General features: G+C 68.4%; 17 protein-coding genes. 12 read left to right on the forward strand and 5 right to left on the reverse strand.

Features of this window, described 5'->3' with window-relative positions; all coding sequences use genetic code 11:
* The first annotated feature begins 10 nt into the window (after nucleotides 1-10).
* Nucleotides 11-1,576 carry a GMC family oxidoreductase N-terminal domain-containing protein gene (locus ABZ319_RS22620; RefSeq protein WP_354988440.1) on the forward strand — a complete coding sequence of 522 codons (1,566 nt, stop codon included), beginning with the start codon at nucleotides 11-13 and terminating at the stop codon, nucleotides 1,574-1,576.
* Between the two features lie 38 nt (nucleotides 1,577-1,614).
* Nucleotides 1,615-3,087 (forward strand): aldehyde dehydrogenase family protein, encoded by a 1,473-nt coding sequence (locus ABZ319_RS22625; protein WP_354988441.1) that lies wholly within the window; start codon nucleotides 1,615-1,617, stop codon nucleotides 3,085-3,087.
* A gap of 147 nt (nucleotides 3,088-3,234) precedes the next feature.
* Here the strand turns inward: ABZ319_RS22625 and ABZ319_RS22630 are convergent, their stop codons facing one another.
* Nucleotides 3,235-4,332 carry a glutamate--cysteine ligase gene (locus ABZ319_RS22630; protein ID WP_354988456.1) on the reverse strand — a complete coding sequence of 366 codons (1,098 nt, stop codon included), beginning with the start codon at nucleotides 4,330-4,332 and terminating at the stop codon, nucleotides 3,235-3,237.
* A 321-nt stretch (nucleotides 4,333-4,653) separates the two neighbouring features.
* Here ABZ319_RS22630 and ABZ319_RS22635 point away from each other — a divergent pair, with 321 nt between their 5' ends.
* Nucleotides 4,654-4,962 carry a hypothetical protein gene (locus tag ABZ319_RS22635; RefSeq protein WP_354988442.1) on the forward strand — a complete coding sequence of 103 codons (309 nt, stop codon included), beginning with the start codon at nucleotides 4,654-4,656 and terminating at the stop codon, nucleotides 4,960-4,962.
* Between the two features lie 56 nt (nucleotides 4,963-5,018).
* On the opposite strand, the gene ABZ319_RS22640 is transcribed toward ABZ319_RS22635, so the two are convergent.
* Nucleotides 5,019-6,236: an oxygenase MpaB family protein gene (locus ABZ319_RS22640; RefSeq protein ID WP_354988443.1), complete on the reverse strand. Its 1,218-nt coding sequence runs from the start codon at nucleotides 6,234-6,236 to the stop codon at nucleotides 5,019-5,021.
* Between the two features lie 77 nt (nucleotides 6,237-6,313).
* Between ABZ319_RS22640 and ABZ319_RS22645 the strand changes: the two genes are divergently transcribed.
* A complete protein-coding gene (locus ABZ319_RS22645) occupies nucleotides 6,314-6,949 on the forward strand; it encodes a TetR/AcrR family transcriptional regulator (protein ID WP_354988444.1) in 636 nt (211 codons plus the stop codon).
* A gap of 132 nt (nucleotides 6,950-7,081) precedes the next feature.
* On the opposite strand, the gene ABZ319_RS22650 is transcribed toward ABZ319_RS22645, so the two are convergent.
* Complete coding sequence (locus ABZ319_RS22650; protein WP_354988445.1) at nucleotides 7,082-7,912, reverse strand: SigB/SigF/SigG family RNA polymerase sigma factor; 831 nt, start codon at nucleotides 7,910-7,912, stop codon at nucleotides 7,082-7,084.
* A 329-nt stretch (nucleotides 7,913-8,241) separates the two neighbouring features.
* Between ABZ319_RS22650 and ABZ319_RS22655 the strand changes: the two genes are divergently transcribed.
* The 3 genes from ABZ319_RS22655 (at nucleotide 8,242) to ABZ319_RS22665 (ending at nucleotide 10,987) form a co-directional block, all read left to right on the forward strand.
* Nucleotides 8,242-9,150 carry a helix-turn-helix domain-containing protein gene (locus tag ABZ319_RS22655; protein ID WP_354988446.1) on the forward strand — a complete coding sequence of 303 codons (909 nt, stop codon included), beginning with the start codon at nucleotides 8,242-8,244 and terminating at the stop codon, nucleotides 9,148-9,150.
* A 263-nt stretch (nucleotides 9,151-9,413) separates the two neighbouring features.
* Nucleotides 9,414-9,929 carry a DUF4383 domain-containing protein gene (locus tag ABZ319_RS22660; RefSeq protein ID WP_354988447.1) on the forward strand — a complete coding sequence of 172 codons (516 nt, stop codon included), beginning with the start codon at nucleotides 9,414-9,416 and terminating at the stop codon, nucleotides 9,927-9,929.
* Between the two features lie 233 nt (nucleotides 9,930-10,162).
* Nucleotides 10,163-10,987 carry a SigB/SigF/SigG family RNA polymerase sigma factor gene (locus ABZ319_RS22665; protein ID WP_354988448.1) on the forward strand — a complete coding sequence of 275 codons (825 nt, stop codon included), beginning with the start codon at nucleotides 10,163-10,165 and terminating at the stop codon, nucleotides 10,985-10,987.
* Nucleotides 10,988-11,248: 261 nt separating this feature from the next.
* Here the strand turns inward: ABZ319_RS22665 and ABZ319_RS22670 are convergent, their stop codons facing one another.
* Together ABZ319_RS22670 and ABZ319_RS22675 are read right to left on the reverse strand one after the other, a co-directional pair.
* On the reverse strand, nucleotides 11,249-11,467 hold the full coding sequence (locus ABZ319_RS22670) for a DUF6480 family protein (RefSeq protein ID WP_354988449.1): 219 nt from the start codon (nucleotides 11,465-11,467) through the stop codon (nucleotides 11,249-11,251).
* Between the two features lie 133 nt (nucleotides 11,468-11,600).
* Entirely contained in the window at nucleotides 11,601-13,082 is a 1,482-nt protein-coding gene (locus ABZ319_RS22675; RefSeq protein WP_354988450.1) for an FAD-dependent oxidoreductase, read from the reverse strand.
* Nucleotides 13,083-13,266: 184 nt separating this feature from the next.
* Here ABZ319_RS22675 and ABZ319_RS22680 point away from each other — a divergent pair, with 184 nt between their 5' ends.
* The 5 genes from ABZ319_RS22680 (at nucleotide 13,267) to katG (ending at nucleotide 19,846) form a co-directional block, all read left to right on the forward strand.
* Nucleotides 13,267-14,454 carry an alcohol dehydrogenase catalytic domain-containing protein gene (locus ABZ319_RS22680; RefSeq protein ID WP_354988451.1) on the forward strand — a complete coding sequence of 396 codons (1,188 nt, stop codon included), beginning with the start codon at nucleotides 13,267-13,269 and terminating at the stop codon, nucleotides 14,452-14,454.
* Between the two features lie 729 nt (nucleotides 14,455-15,183).
* Nucleotides 15,184-15,840 carry a hypothetical protein gene (locus ABZ319_RS22685; protein WP_354988452.1) on the forward strand — a complete coding sequence of 219 codons (657 nt, stop codon included), beginning with the start codon at nucleotides 15,184-15,186 and terminating at the stop codon, nucleotides 15,838-15,840.
* A 124-nt stretch (nucleotides 15,841-15,964) separates the two neighbouring features.
* A complete protein-coding gene (locus ABZ319_RS22690) occupies nucleotides 15,965-17,005 on the forward strand; it encodes an NAD(P)-dependent alcohol dehydrogenase (protein WP_354988453.1) in 1,041 nt (346 codons plus the stop codon).
* Between the two features lie 151 nt (nucleotides 17,006-17,156).
* Entirely contained in the window at nucleotides 17,157-17,600 is a 444-nt protein-coding gene (locus ABZ319_RS22695) for a Fur family transcriptional regulator (RefSeq protein ID WP_354988454.1), read from the forward strand.
* Nucleotides 17,601-17,635: 35 nt separating this feature from the next.
* Nucleotides 17,636-19,846: a catalase/peroxidase HPI gene (gene katG / locus ABZ319_RS22700; RefSeq protein WP_354988455.1), complete on the forward strand. Its 2,211-nt coding sequence runs from the start codon at nucleotides 17,636-17,638 to the stop codon at nucleotides 19,844-19,846.
* Nucleotides 19,847-20,014: the final 168 nt, after the last annotated feature.

Consider the following 20,014-nt stretch of genomic DNA (forward strand, 5'->3'; position numbering starts at 1 on the left):
CTTTGATTATGTGATCGTCGGAGCAGGCAGTGCGGGTGCGGTGCTGGCCGCGCGGCTCTCGGAGGATCCTGCGGTATCGGTGCTGCTGCTCGAGGCGGGCGGGACGGACGACGCCGACGAGATCAAGATTCCGGCCGCGTTCCCGCAGCTGTTCAAGACCAAGTGGGACTGGAACTACGAGACCGTCGCCCAGAAGCATATGGGCGGCCGCCGCGCGTTCTGGCCGCGGATGAAGGCGCTCGGCGGCTGCTCGTCGATGAACGCCATGATCTACATCCGCGGCAACCGCGCCGACTTCGACTCCTGGCGTGACGATTTCGGCGCGACCGGCTGGGGCTACGACGACGTGCTGCCGTACTTCGTTCGCGCCGAGACGAATACGAGCCTGCACGACAGCTACCACGGCTCCACCGGTCCGCTGCACGTGGAGGACCGGCGCTACACCCACGAGCTGACCGACGAGTGGATCGACGCGGCGGTGGCCGGCGGGTTGAAGCGCAATGCCGACTTCAACGGGGCCGAACAGGACGGCGCGGGCCGCTACCAGGTCACCTGCCGCAACGGCCGGCGCTGGTCGACCGCCGACGGATATCTGCGTCCGGTGCTCGACCGGCCCAACCTGACGCTCGAGACCTTCGCGCTGGTCACGGGCATGGTGCTCGAGGGGACCCGGGCGGTGGGCGTGCGCTATCGGCGACGCGGAACCGAACACACCGTCTTCGTGGACCACGAGGTCGTGCTCTCCGGCGGTGCGATCAATTCCCCACAGCTGCTGATGCTTTCGGGCATCGGCCCGGCCGCCCAGCTGCGCGAGCACGGCATCGACCCGGTGCTGGACCTGCCGGGCGTGGGGGAGAACCTGCACGATCATCCCGTGACGCCGTTCATCTGGCACACCCGCGGCACCTCCGACCTCGCCGACTTCTCCACCCCGGCCCGCCTGATGCAGTGGAAGCTGACCGGGCGCGGTCCGCTGTCCTCCAATGTGGGCGAGGGCGGCGCGTTCTTCGAATCCCGTGCCGGTTTGGCGGCGCCGGATATTCAGATCCACGTCGCTCCCAGCGGCTTCTACGACAACGGGTTCCGTGAGCCCGTGGGGCAGATGTTCACCGCCGGAGTCACTCTCGTGAACGTGGCCAGTCGCGGCCGTTTGCGCCTGCGCTCCGCGGACCCCACCTGGAAGCCGGAATTGGATCCGGCCTACTTCGAGGATCCGATCGACATGACCGCGGTGATCGCGGGCGCCCGCCGCGTCCTCGACATCGCCCGCGAGCCCTCCTTCGCGCGCCTGCTCGACCGGCCGTTTCTGCCCGGACGGGTCGAATCGGCCTCGGACGCGGAACTGGCCGAACACATTCGGGCCGCCACCCAGACGCTGTATCACCCGGTGTCGACCTGTGCCATGGGCGGTGGCGAGATGTCGGTGGTCGACCCGCGCCTGCGGGTGCACGGCATCGAGGGCCTGCGCGTCGCGGACGCCTCGGTCATGCCGGTCGTGCCGCGCGGCAACACCAATGCCGCGACCGTGATGATCGGCGAGAAGGCCGCGGACCTGATCCGGGGTGATCGCTCGTGAACGCCGAGATCGAAATCCAGGAAGCACAAGGAGAATTCGTGAGCACCGAGGCCGTCGTGACCTTCGATTCGCTCGATCCGGCAACCGGTGACCGCGTGGGCAGCCATGCGGTGCACACCGCGGAGCAGGTCTTGGACACCGTCGCCCGGGCCCGCGAGGCGGCGGTCTGGTGGGCCGGGCTGAGCTTCGCCGAACGCGCCGAGCGCCTGGATCGGTGGCGCGGGATCATCGCGCGCCGACTGCCCCAGCTGGCCGAGCTCAGTCATGCCGAAACCGGCAAGCCGACCTCGGACGCGCAGCTCGAGATCGTCATGGCGCTGGATCACCTGGCATGGGCGGCGAAGAACGCGCGAAAAGTACTGGGGCGTAAGCGAGTCTCGACGGGTCTCATGGCCGTGGACCTCGGCGCCTCGGTGGAGTATCTGCCGCTGGGCGTGATCGGTGTCATCGGCCCGTGGAACTTCCCGGTGTTCACCCCGATGGGATCCATCGCCTACGCGCTGGCCGCGGGCAACGCGGTCGTGTTCAAGCCCAGCGAGTACACCCCGGGCGTCGGCGCGTGGCTGGTGGACGCGTTCGCTCAGGTTGTCCCCGAGCATCCCGTGCTGCAACTGGTGACGGGACTGGGCGAAACCGGTGCGGCGCTGTGCCGTTCGGGGGTCGACAAGATCGCGTTCACGGGCTCGACGGCCACCGCCAAGAAGGTGCTGAGCGCCTGCGCGGACACTCTGACCCCGGTGCTGGTCGAGGCCGGCGGCAAGGACGTCCTGCTGGTCGACGCGGACGCGGATCTGGAAGCCGCGGCGGCCGCGGCACTGTGGGGCGGGTTCTCCAACGCCGGGCAGGCCTGCATCGGAACCGAACGCGTCTACGTGCACGAGCGGGTCTACGACGACTTTGTCGCCATCCTGACCGCACAGGCCGAAAACCTGCGCGCGGGCAGCGATCCGGAAGCCGCGATCGGGCCGATGACCATGCCCACCCAGCCGCGCGTGGTCGCCGAGCACATCGCGGACGCGGTGCGCCGGGGTGCGCGTGCGGTCGTCGGCGGGCCGAGCGGGGTCGGTGACCGCGTGGTTCAGCCCACCATTCTCGTCGACGTTCCCGAGGACGCGCCGGCGATGGTCGAAGAGACCTTCGGTCCCACGCTGGCGGTCAACAGGGTTCGCGATATGGACGCGGCGATCGAACTGACCAACGCCTCGCGCTACGGTCTCGGCTCGGCGGTGTTCGCCAAACGGCGCGGTCAGGAATTGGCGCGCCGCATCCGATCGGGCATGACCGGGGTGAACCTGGTCTATCTGTTCGCCGCGGTCCCCGCACTGCCCTTCGGCGGGGTCGGCGATTCCGGATTCGGCCGGATTCACGGCCCGGACGGCCTGAAAGAGTTCACCTACGCCAAATCCGTGGCGTATCGGCGGCTTCCGGCGGTGCTGGAACTGACCAGCTTCGCCCGCACGGCGGCGGTGGACAAACTCATGGCGACGTTGACCGTGCTCCGGCACGGCTGAGGCTGCTCCGGCTCGGTCTCGGCGCCGGGCAGAGGTGGATCGGCACCGACTACACCGACGAGGCGAGGTTCGCGTTCGGCCTCGCCCCGTCCGGTCGCGGCCGGTCGGGTGCTGTGGAAGGCGAAGCGCGGCACTGATTCCCGCTCATCACGGGCATCCCTCCAGGGTGATGTGCTCGAGTTCGGTGGTCAGTCGGGAGATGTCGCCGCCCTCGCGGAACACCGCCCGCTGCCGCTGCGCGCCGTTTCCGGTGCGCAGGACCGTGGCCACGGCGTCGCGTACGAACACCTGTGCGCCAAGGGCTTCCAGGGCCGGTGTCACGTGCTCGATCAAGCCGTTCACGAGCGCGTGCGCGGAAATGACGTGGCGGGTGCGGGGATCGAGGCCCGCGCCGTCGAGGCCGTAGCGCGCGGCGTTCCAATACGCGGCGCGGAGCACCTCGGCGCGCACCGCCGGTGCCCGCCGGCCCTCGTCCAGGTCGGCGAGGGCGGTCATGACGGACGCTCGAATCAGCGTGGCGAGCAGCGCCGACTCGGTGACGGTGGCGGGCACGTCGCTGATCCGCACCTCGATCGTGGGGTACGACTCGGACGGGCGAACATCCCAATACACCATCTTCCTGTCGAGAATGCTGCCGCCGGAGACCATCAGATCGACCAGGGCGTCGTAGTCGGCGACCGACTCGAAGTACGGCGGGGGACCCGCGCTGGGCCAGCGATGCCACAGGATGCTGCGCCAGCTCGCGTACCCCGTGTCCGCGCCGCGATAGATCGAGGAATTCGCGGTCAACGCCAGAAACACCGGGAGCCACGGGCGCAGCTGGTTGCTGACCCGCAGCGCGGTATCGCGGTCCGGCACGCCGGCGTGCACGTGGCAGCCGCACAGTCCCTGTTCGCGGGCGAGCATCCCGAACCGATCGGCGATGCGCTGATATCGGGGGGTGTCGGTGACGGGAAACTCCTCGGGAACGCTCGGGGGTACCGCGACGGCGAGCAACCGCGCATCGTTCCGCTTCGCGCATTCGGCGACCGCGCGCCGCAGCGAACCCAGTTCGGCGAGCAGCGCCGCCGTGTCCGTATGGACGCCGGTGCTGATTTCCACCTGGCAACCGGTCAATTCGAGCTGCAACTCGACCCCGGATTGCTTCGCGGTCCGGGCGACGGCGGTGTTCTTCGGGACCGGCGCGCCCGTCCTCGGGTCGGTCAGCAGGAATTCCTCCTCAACGCCGACGGTCACCGGTTCCATGGTCGTCATCAGGCACCCGGCCCGGAATTCGCTGATCGCGGCCGCGCCCGCTTCGGATCCATCACGAAATCCGTGCGGGCCGCCGCGCGGTCGTTGACGCGGGGCGGAATGAACGGGGCCGCACCCGGTGCCTTCATGGCCATCTCCTTACGACTCGCCGTCGCGTTGAGTACCGGTGAACTACCCGCAATCCGTCCGGGTCAAGCGCTTCGCTCCAGCGGTGATCCGACGCGGTACCCGTCCATTGCGCGCGAAAGTTCACGTTTGCCTGGAGTGAGCGGGGTAATCGCATCAATAACCCGACAGCGAAGGAGCGACCTCATGACCCGTCCCGGAACCCACGACCAGTCGCCCGACGGCGTTCCCGATACGGCCCGGACGACGCGAAGTCACGCCGGTGAAAGCATCGAAGACGGTTACAACTTCCCCGGCATCCTGCTGTGGATGCTGGGCATCGCGGCGCTCGGCGCGACGCTCACGGCGGCGGCCTACGGATTCATGGGCTGGGCTCTGATCGGGGCCACCGTGTGTGCGGTCGGGATTGTGGGCGGGACGGTGTGGCTCCTGCTCGAGCACCGTCGGATCAAGGCCAAGGAAGGGCTGTCGCTGACCGATCAAATGGGCCACTGACCCTCGGCCACGCGATGAGCGCCGCGCGGACGGGGGTTCGCCCGCGCGCACATCGCCTATGCGCTTTTGACAAGGCCCTCGACCGCGCCGCCGATGGTCGTCGGGGCGTCGGTCATGGTCCGCAGGAAGGTGGCGTTCTCGCGTTCACCGCGGGCCGCGGCGCGTTCCATGCCGCCGGGAACCAGCTGTGCGGTAACGGATCTGGTGATATTCACGGGAATGCGGACGAGTGGGTACCACGGCGGGACGGCCTTCGGCAGGCCCAGCGCACGCATGGCGCGAGGGCCCAGGAAGGCGCTGGTGACGGACAGGTGCGCCGATCTCGCCAGTTTCCTGCGCAGCTGCGGGAACCGGCTGTAGTTCCAGGTCAGTGGGTCGTCGACCATGGGCGCGGCCAGCTGTTTGGTGGTTTCGTCGGGCGTCGCGAGGGCCGTCATCGTGTGGTAGAGCACGCGGACGCCGTCGCGGAACGAGTGCGGCAGGAACTCCTCCCGCACGCCGAGCAGCCAGCCGGTGTAGCGGGTCAGATGCGCGATCGCGTCGAGATCGGACGGCGGCAGCAGCATCCCCATGCCGAGACCGCCCGTCGTCGGGGCGATGAACGAGCCCACGAGCGTTGCCGCCATATCGGTTTGGTTGATCGGCAGGCCCCAGCGCTGCGGTTCCCAGTCCGGCATCGCGACCACGTGCCGGCGCACGAACGAGTGAATCATCCGGACCCGCACCGTGGATCGATACCCGGTGGTGCCGGGCAGTAGACCGTCGGCCGAGATGACATCCATGGCCCACTTCATCGTTTCGGCGAAACGGGTGTTGGACCCCTTCTCCAAAGCGCCTGTCCGCAAAAGAGTCTGGTTGAATCCGGCGAACTGGTAGCCGCCCAGCAGCGAGACATCGCGCGCGAGGTACATGCCGTCCGATCCACCGCCGCGCAGTACCAGGGCGGCCCGGGTGAGGGTGTCGGGATCGACCCAGGCGGGGATCGCCTCGAGGTCGGCGAAGAACGCCCGCAGTGGCTCCGGCGGCGATTGCACACTCGCGATGCCGTCGGCCAGCGCCCGCTCGAACAGCGGCTTGGCGGTGCTCATGCCGACGGAGTACATCCACTCGACCAGTTGATCCGTGGGCTCGTCGCCGACCGTCAGGCACTCGCCGAGATGGCGGAACTGGCCGGCGTCGGGCCTGCGCAGCCCCAGGGCGAGTGCGAAACCTCGGATGACCCCCGGTACCGGCAGGGGTTCAGCGGGATGACGCGATGGTATGACCTGGGACATCAGCACTCCTCGTTGAGTCGCGGCCATATTGGATAACGGCCGTGTTCCAAAGGTAGGTTCGCGGTATGGTGATGTCAATGTCGAGATCGGATGTAGTGCGTGACTACGGCGGAGTCAGTGCGGAAACGCGCCGCGCCGACCGCCGCAGCAAGCTGCTCGCCGCGGGCCGGCAGGTCTGGGGCGAGTCGGGCGTCGCCGAGGTGTCCGTGCGCGGGGTGTGCGCCGCGTCCGGGCTCACCCCGCGCTACTTCTACGAGCACTTTCCCAATCGAGAGGCGCTGATCGGCGAAGTCGCCCTCGAGGTGCGAGCTCAGGTGACAGAGCTGCTGGTCGCCACGAGCCTGGTGACACCCGGTGGTCTCGAACCCAAACTCCGGGCCGCGCTCACCGCGTTCTTCGAACTCCTCACCCGGGATCGCCACGTTCACCGCATGGTGTCCGACGTCGCCACCGCCGGTTCGCTGGTGCAATACCGCATCGAAATGCACGACCTGATAACGGAATTGGTCCTGCACTACGGTTCCGACCTCATCGACGCGGACCTGTCCGACCCGGCGGAAGTACGCCGCAGTGCGCTGTTCGTGGTCGGCGGGGTCAATATGGTGCTGGAGGACTGGCTCCGCGAGCCCACGCAGTCGGCGGCCGAACTGGCGGCCGCGTGCACCCGCCTGTGTCTCGCCGCGATCGGCGCGGGTGGTCCGAGCGTCGCCTGAGGCGACCGACCGGGCCGGGCTCGGCGCAGGCAACCCTGGGAGCAGGTTGTCGAACGCACCCTCCCGGTTGGTGTCGTTCTCGCTCTCGTCGCGGCCCGCCCCGCGCCGGCGTGCTCGGCTTCGGGGGCGTCGTCAGGCAATTTGGGTCGCGTGCTCTTCGTTCAAAGCCTGTGCGCGCAGGGTGGTCAGGGTGCGGGCCAGGATCCGGGACACCTGCATCTGCGAGATCCCCAGGGCCTTCCCGATCTGGACCTGGGTCAGATCGCGCCCGAACCGCATCTGGAGAATCGCGCGTTCCTGGGCGGAGAGCGCCGAGAGCAGCGGGCCGATGGTGATCGAGTCCTCCATCAGCGCGTATCCGTCCTCGATGACGGTCAGCGCGTCGGCCGGGATGGCGGGCGTCGCGTCCCCGTCGTCGGTGGGGGTACGCGCGTCGAGCGATTGGGCGGCGTAGCCGTTGTTGGCGAGCAGGGCTTGGGTGATCTCGTGCAGATCGGTGTCGAGGTGGGCGGCGAGCTCGCGCGCGGTGGGTTCGCGGTCCAGGCGCTGGGCGAGTTCCGGGATGGCCGCGGCGACCTGCTGGCGAACTTCCTTGATCCGGCGCGGTACCCGCACCGCCCAGGTGCTGTCGCGGAAGTACCGTTTCACCTCGCCCATCACCGTCGGAATCGCGAATCCCAGGAACGGTGAACCCAGGGCCGGGTCGAACCGGTCGACCGCCAGCACCACCCCGCACGCGGCGATCTGGACGAGATCCTCCCTTTCCACTCCGCGCGCGTTGTAGCGGGACGCGATGTGCTCACCCAGCGGCAGCGCCCGGGCGATGATCTCCGCGCGCAGTCGAGCGCGGGCCGGGTCGTCGGGGGCCAGGCCCGCGAGCTCGCGCAGTGCGGGTTCGAGGTTGTCGTAGGAGTCACCGCTGGTCGTCGTGCGGGCAGCCTCGTGTGCGTGATCCGTTGACATGTCGATACTTTCGGTGTTGTTGGTGCAAGCGGAGGGCGTCACCGACACCGTGCCCCGGGATGTGGGCGCTAAACCTCATTCTGTCTAGTTGGTCGACCAGATAATCTCTACCATCTGGTAGAGATATTGTTTAGCACTGGATGAAGGTGAGTGCAAGCGCCGCGGCGGAGGCCGACTTCGTGGACGGAGCAGAGAGAGGCGGTGGGTCGCCGTGGTCCGGGTCCTCGGCATCGTGCGAATATGGATTGGGCCCGCTGCCCACGAGCGCGGGCCGGTGATACCGGTGGAGGATGCGTGAGCGCGGTCGGCGGTTCGCTGGAGGTGCTGAGGTGAGGGAGAAGTCGAGTTTCGACGGCCGGGACCCGGCTCTGATCGAACGCTTCCTGCGGGAGGTCACCGATCCGGACTACGACGGCCCCGCCCCGGATCTGGACGCGGTGGCGGTGGTACGCGCGGTGATCGCACATCAGCACAGCATCGAGTCGATGACGACGTCCCTCGGTCTCACCGAACAGAGCGCGGCGTACGTGGCCGCCTGTGTGGATGCCGTACTACCGGGTGATCCCACCCCGGCCGAGATTCTCGCCGCGGTGGGGCAGGCCGCCGAGCCGGTCCGGCGCGCGGTGGCGTATATGTCCGACAATCTGCGCGAAGAGGTCGACGTCGCCGATATCGCCGCCGCGGGCAACGTTTCGATCCGCGCGCTGCAGTTGGCGTTCCGCCACGAGTTCGACACCACCCCCATGGCCTACCTGCGAGACATGCGCATGAACGCCGCCCACGCCGAACTCGAGAACCGCAGTCCCGGTGACGGTTCCACGGTCAGCGAGGTGGCGATGGGCTGGGGTTTCCCGCATCCCGGCCGTTTCGCGGTCGCCTACCGGGTGCGGTACGGGCGTGCGCCGCATACTACGCTGGCCGATCGATCGCGCCCCGCTTCGGACGGTGAGCCCGTGACGTCCGAAAACCAAGCGCCCGAAGCGAACAGCCATGACGAGACGGACGACCGGGCCGTCATCGAACAGGCCAAAGGCATCCTCATGCGGGTGTACGGCGTGGATGCCGACCACGCGTTCGCCATACTGAGCCGGCGCTCGCGCGAGACCGGTCTCGCGGTGGATGCCCTTGCCGCGCAACTGATCGAGGATTCCTCGCACGCACCCTCGGCGCCGCCGGGCACCGTGCAGGCGTTCGATTCGATTCTGAATACTTTGCAGGAGCGCATCTCTCGCGAGTGACAGCCCGTGCACGCCCCGAGTCGGGGCAGGTCCGGCAGTCGTTGCACGGGTGCGCGGCGGCGGTCGAACCGAACGACCGCGGAACGTGATTCCCACTTGCCGTTTGGGGCCACAGGCGCCGGGTAAACGGCCCGTGCCAACGCTGATGGGCACATGCCGGACAGATCGTGCCGGGGCGTTCGGCCGTTCATCGACGAACGCGACCGCAGCACGGAGGCGGCGTCTGCAAGGGCATCGCCCGACTCGAAAGTGAAGTTCTCGCAATGACTTACAGTCAGCAACCCGTAGCACCCGTGGGTGCTCGAACCCGCTCACCCCTGCAGATCGGCTCCCTGGCGGTCGGCGCGGTGTTCCTGGTCGTCGGCGTCCTGGGATTCGTTCCGGGCATCACCACCGACTTCGATACCCTGACCTTCGCCGGACACCACACCGACGCGAAACTGCTCGGCCTGTTCCAGGTCTCGGTCCTGCACAACATCGTGCACCTGCTGTTCGGTGTAGCCGGGGTGCTCGCCGCCCGCACCGCCGTGGCCTCGCGTTCGTTCTTGATCGGCGGCGGAGTGGTCTACCTGGCGCTGTGGTTGTACGGCCTGGTCATCGACCACGACAGCGCCGCGAACTTCGTTCCGGTCAACACCGCCGACAACTGGCTGCACCTGGGCCTCGGCGCGGGCATGGTCGCCCTCGGGCTGGTCCTGCCCCGCATGGTGCGAAACGGGCCGGGTGGCCCCGCGGGTACACGCTCCGCGCCCGGCACGCATTCGGCGCACGGCTACTGACCGGAACGATGTGTGTCCCGAGGCCGAGCGTCGGGACACAACGTACGGGCGACCCCCGGCCCGGGGCCGCCCGAATAGTTCGCTTTCTGGCCAGCGCACCGTGAAATCGTTCGTTTGCGGTACTGACCGTCGTGCTCGGGAGCTGAGATGCTCGAAGGGCGGCGAGGCGATTGGGCGCGTTCAACTCTCGAGCGAACCCATGGTGATCCGATGCCGTGGGCGGAGGTCTCCTCATGACCGACCAGAACGTTCTCGATCCCACGTCATCCAGCGCTTCGCGGCGACATGGATCGAATTCCTACGACGACATCGAGCCGTTGCTGCTCGAACTCGCGAACTCGGCCGCGGACACAGCGGAGCACACACGGTTGCGGGCGGAGATCCTGCGGCGCTGTCTGCCCCTGGCGGACCACATCGCCCGCCGGTATTCCGGCCGCGGGCAGTACCACGACGATCTGTTCCAGGTCGCGAGCCTCGGGTTGATCGGTTCGGTCGACCGCTACGACCCCCATCGCGGGACCCCGTTTCTCGCGTTCGCGATACCCACCATGATGGGAGAGGTGCGGCGCCACTTCCGCGACCAGTCCTGGGCACTGCGAGTTCCGCGGCGCACCAAGGAAATTCAGGGCAGGCTGGGATCGGCGATCGAGGAGCTGTCCCAACGCAACGCGCGCACACCCACCGCCGTCGAGATCGCGATGGAGCTCGGGGTGGATCTGCTCGAAGTCACCCAGGCCATGATCGCGGCGAACGCCTACTCCTGCGATTCGCTCGAATCCGGTTTCGACGAGAACGAGGACCGGCACACGGCCTCGGTGGCCGACGCGCTGGGAGAAATCGACTCCGGCTATCAGCTGACCGACGAATCCCTCAGCGTCGGGCCGTTGCTGGATCGGTTACCCGCACGCGACCGCCACGTGCTCCACCTGCGCTTCTACCGCGGGATGACACAGCTGGAGATAGCCGGGACGCTGGGCGTGTCCCAGATGCAGGTCTCGCGCATCCTCAGCAGGACGCTCACCGATCTCAGACATCAGGCACTTCCCGAGGCGGAGTGATCGTCCTCGGGTAGTTCGTCCACCCGAGGCAGCGATCGCCGGCGGTTTGCCACATCGGGCATCGGGCATCTCGGGGTATGGACGGGTCTGCGGCGACAGTCGCAGACCTGCTCGGCTGTGCGGCTGCCACGCGCACGTGGGGATCGCGGACCGCGACGTCGCAGTGCGGGTGAGCAATCACTCGATGCTCGCCGCCGCCACCATCGAGTGACGCTCTGCGCCGCTGGGTTCCGGTCACGCAGGTGCGCGACCTCTACGAGGTCACAGCAGGATTCCGGCCGCCACGACCAGGAACGCGATCACCAGCAGCGCCACCACGATGATCACGGCGATCCCGGTGGGCGGGAAGTGATTTCGCGTACGGGGCTCCGGCGCCGAGAGGCCGGAGGTCTGCGGCGTATCGGGCGGGGTCGAGCCCGGGGGCACACCGCCTCCCGGTTCCAGATCCGGCGTGCGCGTGGGGTCGGGATCCATGGTCATCATGCCTCCTGTTCAGTCGATCGTGTCGACAGTGCTGGTTCGTGGGGCGCGGGCCCCTTGCGCTGTACCCGAATTCGATACGCCTCCGCATCGTCGGATCGGTGACCGGGGCGCTGCTCGGCGGGCCGTGCCCTCAGTACTCGAAAACTCGGGACGCCAGCGGCCGCGTCGCGGGTCCTTCCAGGACGCTTCCGTCGGCGGCGAAGCGCGAGCCGTGCAGGGGACAGTCCCACGACTTCTCGGCGTCGTTCCACCGCACGACGCCGTACAGGTGCGGGCAGATCGCGGAGACCGTCGAGGTATCGCCGTCGACAGTGCAGGTCGCGACCGGCCGGACCCCGTCACGGTGGACATAGCCGGTGCCTTCGGGCGGCGCGTCGCCGGTGGTGTGGAGCTCCGCGCGCGCCCAGCCGCCGGCCAGGGCGAGCCCGACCTTGCTGTTGGCCGCGAGCGCGGAGACGAGCCCGGCGAGTTCTCTCGGGCGCCATGCCTCGAGCGCGGGCGCCCACGCGGGGGTGGCGCCGAGCAGGCGGCCGGTGAGGGCGAGGGCCGCTGCGACCCCATTCGTCATGCCCCACTTCGCGTATCCCGTGGCGACGAGAATGCGGTCACTGCCCGGAAGCAGTGGGCCGACGTACGGCAGCGCATCGATCGAGGAGTAGTCCTGGGCAGACCAGCTGTGTGTCAATTGCGCTGTAGGCCAGTATGTTCGAGTCCACTCGATGAGTTCGTCCACCTTGGAACCGGTCTCGGGTTCGCGGCCGACCGGATGCCCGTTGCCGCCGACGAGCAGCAGTTCGCCCGCGGAGGTGGGCGCAGAGCGCAGAGACCGCGTGGGGCTGTCCGCGGACAGGTACATGCCGTGGGGGATGGACCCCGGCACCTCGAACGCGAGGGCATACGAGCGCTGTGCCTCGAGGCGGGCGAAGAACGCGCCGCGGTCGAGAATCGGTGTGCCCGTGGCAAGAACGACGGAATCGGCGTGGAGGTCGCCGAGGTCGGTATGAACGGTGTCCCCACTGATGCCGGTGACGCGGGTGTTCTCGGAAATCACCGCGCCGTGCCGTTGCGCCTGCGCGGCCAATCCGTGCAGAACCGTCATCGGGTCGAACTGGGCCTGATCACCGGCGCGCACCGCGCCGTACGTCGGAAAAGGCAGCTCCACCTCGTCCACCCAGTCGGCTTCCAGACCCGCCGTGCGACACGCCGCGAGCTCCCTCTCGACGACCGCTCTCGATTCCGGCGCGGCCGCGTAGGTGAACGCCGCCTCGCGCTGCACGTCGATGTCGTGGTCGGCGCAGAATTCCAACAGCCAGCGCTGTCCGGCTCGATTGGCCTCGAGATACGCGCGCAGGGAGCTGTCGGAATGTCTGGCGGCGATCTCCGACAGATGGGTTCCCTGCAGCAGGCTCAGCTTGCCGGTGGTGTTCCCGGTGGCCACGGCCCCCAGATCTCGCGCTTCGAGCAGCGCCACCGATGCGCCCGACCTGGCCAGGAGCATGGCCGTGGCCACGCCGGTCAGGCCGCCCCCGACGACTATGTGGTCGAACCGCAGCCCCGGGGCGAGGGACGGGTAGGTCCGAACGGGCGATCGATCGAGCCATAACGACGTCATGCGGCGCGGGTGCCCGGGCTCGCGGGTGCGAAACACTCCGGTCCGGGTCCTCCCGCCTACCGATCGGCGTCACCGACGTTCAGCGGTGTTCCGGGCACCGGCGGGGCGCTGCCCGATTGGCGATCGAGGCAGCGGGTAGGCGCAGCTCGTGTGAAGCGAATCCGAATATGTGCGGGAGGCACCCATGAGAGCGGTCACGTGGCAGGGCAAGCGCAAGGTATCGGTCGATCTGGTCCCCGATCCGATGATCGAGTCACCATCGGATGCGATCATCCGGGTCACCTCGACCGCGATCTGCGGGTCGGACCTACATCTGTACGAGGTGCTCGGCGCGTTCATGAGCGAGGGCGATGTGCTGGGGCACGAGACGATCGGGGTCGTGGAGGAAGTCGGCACGGAGGCGGGCACCCTGGCGGTCGGCGATCGTGTGGTGGTGCCCTTCCAGATCAGCTGCGGTCGCTGTTTCATGTGCGATGAGGGTCTGATGACCCAGTGCGAGACCACTCAGGTGCGCGAACAAGGCAGTGGAGCAGCGCTTTTCGGCTACTCGAAGCTGTACGGCCAGGTTCCCGGCGGGCAAGCGGAGTATCTGCGCGTCCCGCACGCGGACTTCACCCACATCAAGGTGCCGCACGGCCCGCACGACACGCGATTCCTGTATCTGTCCGATGTGCTGCCCACCGCGTGGCAGGCGGTCGAGTACGCCGCTGTTCCGGACGGTGGTTCGCTCACGGTGCTGGGTCTCGGGCCGATCGGTGACATGGCCGCCCGGATCGCGCTGCACCGGGGAATCGAGGTTTTCGGCGTCGATCGGGTCCCCGAGCGGCTGGCTCGAGCGGCTGAGCGCGGGGTACGGGTCATCGACATGAACGCGGCCGACGGCTCGATCGCGGACATCGTTCGCGAGGCCACACGGGGTCGTGGCACCGATGCGGTGATCGACGCGGTCGGGATGGAGGCACACGGCTCACCCGTCGCCTCGGCGGCCCAGCGCGCGGCCGGGCTACTGCCGGATGCGCTGGCGCGCAAGATGATCGACACCGCCGGAGTGGATCGCCTCGCGGCGCTACTGCTCGCGATCGACATCGTGCGCCGGGGCGGCACGATCTCCCTGGTCGGCGTGTACGGCGGAATGCTCGACCCGCTGCCGATGCGGGTGCTGTTCGACAAGCAGATCCAGCTGCGGATGGGGCAGGCCAACGTCAAACGCTGGGTCGGCGACATCATGCCGTTACTGGGTGACGATGATCCGCTCGGTGTCGAAACCTTTGCCACACATCGACTTCCGTTGACAGACGCGCCGCATGCGTACGACATCTTCCAGCGCAAGGCCGACGGCGCGGTGAAGATCGTCCTGGACCCCGCCACCTGAGCCGCAGGCCGTTAGCTGCCTGGGTCCGGCCCCGGACTCCGGGCAGTGATTGTGGTGCGTCGGTCGCCCGCGGCTTTCACCGCATCGGCAACAGCCACATGGTTCCGCGATCGGATGCCGCCCGGATGCCCGGAAGTCACGGCGTCGCGACGCAGGAAGAATTTCGTTGTTTCGAACGAGGGGTATCGGGCAACCGGTGCGTGAACAGGTCTCAGTGATTCGCTCGCCGTCCGTGTCAGAGGACGCTCGGTAACACCCCAGATAAGAAACGTTGTGTGTAGAACCGTGAACAAGCACCGCAGCTCTCGTTCCGTTCGAACCCATGATCTGAATTCCGATTCCGGACCTCGGCCCGATGTCTCGTGGCCGGAGCCGAGCCCATTCACCTCGTGGTGGGAAAGAGTGATGCGCCACGAAGACGGTGACCAGGAGGCGCCGGGTGACAACGCGGATGGGGACTGATACCGCGCACGCAGGGCCGGTCCGGGCGCGAGCCGTCGCCCGGCACTTCACAACGGTGAGGTAACAACGCGCGGGGGTGAGGAGCGCGGCCTGCGGCGGGCCTATCCGGCCGAACGCGAATTTCGGTGTCGATTTGCCGGTCAATTTCTGTGCTGGGTCCGGCTCCCGGGACGCCCGCCGAGGTCGCCCCGTTACCTGCCGCCCATACGGTCGTGCGGGGACGGTGGCGTCCGGACGGCCGTGATTCGAGAAAGGAACGACTACAGCATGGATTGGATTCTCGACCCCGGCGAGCTCGCCGGCGCGCGCATCGGGGACGATCTCGAACCCCTGTGGCTCGGGTCCGAAGCACCCGCGGCAAGCCCGCTCGTGGCCGATCGGGAACTGGCGGCGGCCCTGCGGGTCCTCGCTGCGCCGGAGGTGCGCGTCACGATCGACGGCAACCACCCGGACGCTATTCACAGCGTGCGCATGCGCGGCTGCACGGCGGGACATCGCAGCGTACTCGCGGTGCAGGATTCGAAGGCACGCGGCGGATACCGCGGCACCGTACGCCTGTGGTCGGGCCCCGATGCCGCACTGGCCGAACATATCTCGTACGCAATGCCGGCGGTGCATCGCGGGCAGCGGCCCAGGGCCGACGATGCCGCGACCACCCGGGCGTTGCTCGACGCACCGCGAATCGGCGGTGGCAGGGTCACCATCGACAGCACTCCGATCGCCGCGACCCCCGGCCCCAGCGCAACCCTGGACTGGCTCGATATCGCCTGCGACGGCCGCTACCTCGCCCACACCGGCGCGCGAACCACGATCATTCCCGCCTCGGCCTCGACGGTCGCCGCCGTCCTGGATCGAATCATCGCCGGAGATCGGCTCGACGACCCGGCTCTCGATATGTCGCTCATCGAATCCGACGCGGCCTGATCGTCCGAACCCGGGCGACGGGATCCGATGGACCTCCCCGGCCCACTATGGTTTGCTGTGAGATAGCCATTGGTTCGCCGGTGACATTCTTCGCGCGTCACGTCCCCGACCGAGAGGAAGCGCTGTGAAGGCTCTGCAATACGTCGAAGTCGGTGCGGAACCGCAGGTGCGTGAGGTGCCCACGCCCGAGCCGGGGCCGGGTCAGGTATTGCTCGAAGTCACCGCCGCGGGCGTGTGTCATTCCGACGACTTCGTCATGTCCATGCCGAAGGAGATGCTGAGCTTTCCCTTGCCGCTGACCCTCGGGCACGAAGGCGCGGGGCGGGTCGCGAAACTCGGTGCGGGAGTGCAGGGGATCGACGTCGGCACCAACGTCGTGGTGTACGGGCCGTGGGGATGTGGGGTGTGCTGGTTCTGTGCGCAGGGTCTCGAGAACTACTGTTCCCGCGCGGCCGAACTGGGAATCTTCCCGCCGGGGCTGGGCGCGCCGGGCGCCATCGCGGAATACCTGATCGTGGATTCGGCGCGGCATCTCGTTCCCATCGGCGACCTCGATCCGGTGGCGACCGTTCCGCTCACCGATGCCGGGCTCACGCCGTACCACGCCATCAAGCGGTCGCTGCACAAGCTGCGGCCGGGGAGCTGGGCCGTGGTCATCGGGAGCGGCGGTCTCGGGCATGTTGCCATTCAGTTGCTGCGGCATCTGTCGCCCGCGCGGGTCATCGCGCTCGATGTCAGCGACGACAAGCTCGACTTCGCCAAATCGGTGGGCGCGCACGAAGCCGTGCTGTCCGACGCGCACGCGGCCGAGAACGTCCGCAAGATCACCGGCGCGGGCGGGGCGAGCCTGGTGCTCGACTTCGTCGGATACCAGCCGACCGTCGACACCGCGATGGCCGTCGCGGGGATCGACTCCGACGTCACGATCGTCGGCCTCGGTGACGGAAAGTCCGCGGCGCGAGTGGGTTTCGGCATCAGCCCGTACGAGTCCGCGGTCACCGCGCCGTACTGGGGATCGCGCAGCGAACTGATCGAGCTCATCGACCTGGCCCACGAGGGCGTGCTCGACATCGCGGTCGAACGGTTCAGTCTGGACGACGCGCCCGAAGCCTATCGGCGGCTGTCCGCGGGCTCGCTGCACGGGCGCGCGGTCATCGTGCCCTGAGTCCGCCCGCGGGCCGCCGATTCCCGGCGGGCGGAAGCGGCCCTTGCGGTTTCGCCCGCGCTCGCGGATAACCGGGCGTGTCGGTGCGGGTTCTGGCGTGGCGTGAATCAAATGCTTGACTCATTCCAGAAAGCTGGACAGACTGGCGGGCGTGCCCACGGTCACGGAATTCCAAGAGCAGTTGCGAGGAGTTTCGCTGCGCGTGACAGCTCCACGCGTGGCCGTGCTGAGCGCTGTGCACAACCAACCGCACGCCGACACGGACACGATCATCCGGGCCGTGCGTGCACACCTGTCCGTGGTCTCTCACCAGGCCGTATACGACTCCCTGCGCACGCTCACCGCGGCCGGGCTGGTGCGCTGCATCCAGCCGTCGGGCCTGGTGGCGCGGTACGAGGCCCGCGTCGGCGACAACCATCACCACGTCGTGTGCCGGGCGTGCGGGTCGATCGCCGACGTCGATTGCGCGGTGGGCCCGGCCCCCTGTCTCACCGCGTCGGACGACCACGGCTTCGCCATCGACGAAGCCGAGGTCATCTACTGGGGACTGTGTCCCGATTGTGCTGCGGCACAACCCGATTCAGCTACTACTTGATTGCAGCCCGCAATACACCATCAGGAAGGAACACTGTGACCTCCGAATGCCCAGTTGGCGCCGGTAGCACCAGCGAGAGCGAAAACCCGGCGATCCCCTCGCCGACCGCCAAGACCGATCACCGCCCGCGCACCAACAAGGACTGGTGGCCAGAGCAGATCGATCTCTCGGTGCTGCACGCGCATTCGTCCAAGTCGAACCCGCTCGGCGCGGACTTCGACTACGCCAAGGCGTTCGCCACCCTCGACGTCGACGCCCTCAAGGCCGATGTCGCCGCGGTGCTGACCGACTCGCAGGACTGGTGGCCCGCCGACTACGGCAACTACGGCGGCCTGTTCATCCGCCTGAGCTGGCACGCCGCCGGCACCTACCGCATCGCCGACGGACGCGGCGGCGGCGGTCAGGGCGCGCAGCGTTTCGCCCCGCTCAACAGCTGGCCCGACAACGCCAACCTCGACAAGGCCCGCCGCCTGCTGTGGCCGGTCAAGCAGAAGTACGGCAACGCCATCTCCTGGGCCGACCTGCTCGTCTTCGCCGGCAACGTCGCCCTGGACTCCATGGGATTCCAGACCTTCGGCTTCGCCTTCGGCCGCCCCGACATCTGGGAGCCGGAAGAGATCTTCTGGGGCGAAGAGGACACCTGGCTCGGCGACGAACGCTACAGCGGCGACCGCGAACTGGCAGGACCGCTCGGCGCGGTGCAGATGGGCCTGATCTACGTGAACCCGGAGGGCCCCAACGGCGAGCCGGATCCGGTGGCCTCCGCGCGCGACATCCGGGAAACGTTCGGCCGCATGGCGATGAACGACGAGGAGACCGCCGCGCTGATCGTCGGCGGGCACAGCTTCGGCAAGACCCACGGCGCCGGCGATGCCGCGCTGGTCGGGGCCGAGCCCGAGGCCGCCTCGATCGAACAGCAGGGCCTGGGCTGGAAGAGCGCCTACGGCACCGGCAAGGGCAAGGACGCCATCACCAGCGGCCTCGAGGTCGTGTGGACCTCCACCCCGACCCAGTGGGGCAACGGCTTCCTGCAGAACCTGTACGGCTACGAGTGGGAGCTGTTCAAGAGCCCGGCGGGCGCGCACCAGTGGCGGCCGAAGGACGGCGCGGGCGCGGGCAGCATCCCGGACCCGTTCGGCGGTCCCGCGCGCACGCCCACCATGCTGACCTCGGACCTGGCCCTGCGCGAGGACCCGGCGTACGCCGCCATCACCCGGCGCTGGCTCGACCATCCCGAGGAGCTCTCCGAGGCGTTCGCCAAGGCCTGGTACAAGCTGCTGCACCGCGACCTCGGTCCGGTCAGCCGCTACCTGGGCCCGTGGGTGCCCGAGGCGCAGCTCTGGCAGGACCCGGTGCCGGCCGTCGATCACGAACTGATCGGTGAGCAGGACATCGCCGCGCTCAAGGCCAAGATCCTCGAGTCCGGGCTGTCGGTCGCGCAGCTGGTCAAGACCACGTGGGCCGCGGCGTCGAGCTTCCGCAGCACCGACAAGCGCGGTGGCGCGAACGGCGCGCGGCTGCGGCTCGAGCCGCAGAAGAGCTGGGAGGTCAACGAACCCGCCGAGCTCGCCGCGGTGCTGCCGGTGCTCGAGCAGATCCAGCAGGAGTTCAATGCCGGTGCGGGCAAGCAGGTTTCGCTCGCCGACCTGATCGTCCTGGCCGGCACCGCCGCCGTGGAGAAGGCGGCCAAGGACGCCGGTCACGACGTCACCGTGCCGTTCCACCCGGGCCGCACCGACGCCTCGCAGGAGAACACCGACGTCGAGTCCTTCGCGGTGCTCGAGCCCCGCGCGGACGGCTTCCGCAACTACGTGCGCCCCGGGGAGAAGGCGCCGCTCGAGCGCCTGCTGCTCGAGAAGGCGTACCTGCTCGATGTCACCGCTCCGGAGCTGACGGTGCTGGTCGGCGGCCTGCGTGTGCTGGGCGCCAACTACGGCGGGGCCGAGCACGGCGTCTTCACCGACCGCCCGGGCACGCTGACGAACGACTTCTTCGTCAACCTGCTGAACCAGGGCACCGAGTGGAAGGCCTCCGAGACCGCGGAGAACGTCTACGAGGGCGTCGACTCGCGCTCGGGCAAGGCGGTCTGGACCGCCACCGCCAACGACCTCGTCTTCGGTTCGCACTCGCAGCTGCGGGCGATCTCCGAGGTGTACGCGCAGGCGGACTCGGGCGCGAAGTTCGTGAACGACTTCGTCGCCGCGTGGGTCAAGGTCGTCGACAGCGACCGCTTCGACCTGGCCTGATCGACACCGGAACCCGGGTCGGCTCCGCTACGGGCCGGCCCGGGTTCCGCTGTGCCGCAGCGGTGTTGCCGCGTCGCGCGGAAGCGGGATCCGCTGACGGCGGGCCGGATGCCCGCGGCGGCACCGGCGGACCGATGTTCCACGCTCGCATCCGCGAGTGCGCGGATG

The organism is Nocardia sp. NPDC005978, assembly GCF_040614455.1.
Classification (GTDB): Bacteria; Actinomycetota; Actinomycetes; order Mycobacteriales; family Mycobacteriaceae; genus Nocardia.

Excerpts from the sequence above, each read along its gene's own strand:
- ABZ319_RS22680 (WP_354988451.1), top strand. The coding sequence starts at position 13,267 with ATGAGAGCGGTCACGTGGCAGGGCAAGCGCAAGGTATCGGTCGATCTG.
- ABZ319_RS22650 (WP_354988445.1), bottom strand. The coding sequence starts at position 7,912 with ATGTCAACGGATCACGCACACGAGGCTGCCCGCACGACGACCAGCGGT.
- ABZ319_RS22645 (WP_354988444.1), top strand. The coding sequence starts at position 6,314 with ATGTCGAGATCGGATGTAGTGCGTGACTACGGCGGAGTCAGTGCGGAA.
- ABZ319_RS22685 (WP_354988452.1), top strand. The coding sequence starts at position 15,184 with ATGGATTGGATTCTCGACCCCGGCGAGCTCGCCGGCGCGCGCATCGGG.
- ABZ319_RS22635 (WP_354988442.1), top strand. The coding sequence starts at position 4,654 with ATGACCCGTCCCGGAACCCACGACCAGTCGCCCGACGGCGTTCCCGAT.
- ABZ319_RS22660 (WP_354988447.1), top strand. The coding sequence starts at position 9,414 with ATGACTTACAGTCAGCAACCCGTAGCACCCGTGGGTGCTCGAACCCGC.
- ABZ319_RS22670 (WP_354988449.1), bottom strand. The coding sequence starts at position 11,467 with ATGACCATGGATCCCGACCCCACGCGCACGCCGGATCTGGAACCGGGA.
- ABZ319_RS22665 (WP_354988448.1), top strand. The coding sequence starts at position 10,163 with ATGACCGACCAGAACGTTCTCGATCCCACGTCATCCAGCGCTTCGCGG.
- ABZ319_RS22630 (WP_354988456.1), bottom strand. The coding sequence starts at position 4,332 with ATGGAACCGGTGACCGTCGGCGTTGAGGAGGAATTCCTGCTGACCGAC.
- ABZ319_RS22640 (WP_354988443.1), bottom strand. The coding sequence starts at position 6,236 with ATGTCCCAGGTCATACCATCGCGTCATCCCGCTGAACCCCTGCCGGTA.
- ABZ319_RS22675 (WP_354988450.1), bottom strand. The coding sequence starts at position 13,082 with ATGACGTCGTTATGGCTCGATCGATCGCCCGTTCGGACCTACCCGTCC.